The organism is Treponema sp. R6D11 (assembly GCF_054786075.1).
Genome location: NZ_BDHD01000900.1, coordinates 1 through 456, shown reverse-complemented (window position 1 = coordinate 456; position 456 = coordinate 1). Strand labels below are relative to the sequence as shown.

Annotated in this window: 1 protein-coding gene; it reads left to right on the top strand. The window is 43.2% G+C overall.

Annotated features, from left to right (window positions below; translation table 11 throughout):
• The first annotated feature begins 10 nt into the window (after nt 1–10).
• Nucleotides 11–427 (top strand): PIN domain-containing protein, encoded by a 417-nt coding sequence (locus ACYVTD_RS16730; RefSeq protein ID WP_461248782.1) that lies wholly within the window; start codon nt 11–13, stop codon nt 425–427.
• Nucleotides 428–456 lie beyond the last annotated feature (29 nt).

The window sequence follows — 456 nt, the reverse complement described above, 5'->3', positions numbered from 1 at the left end:
AGGTTAACCTGTGAAATACATTCTGGACACCAACGTGATTTCAGAGTTACAAAAGGCAAATTGCAGCCAAAATGTAAGGTCATTCGCGGAACAAATACAATCGGAAGACATGTATTTGTCGGTAATCACAATCGGAGAATTATGTTATGGGGTTGAAAAACTGTCCGCGGGCAAGAAGAAGCATGATTTATCAATTTGGTTATACGCGAAATTACCAGAATGGTTTAACGGGCGGATTATCGAAATTGATACGGAAGTGATTATCGAATGGGGAAAAATCCGCGCCTTAACGGGACGGCAACTTCCCGTCGCGGATTCGTTAATCGCGGCCTGCGCGATTTCTAACCACGCGCTTCTTGTTACAAGAAACACAAAAGATTTTGAGGATATCGAGGGAATTAACCTTTTAAACCCCTGGGAATTTTAGGGGGTTTCGCTTGTAGCGCGGCGTTATAT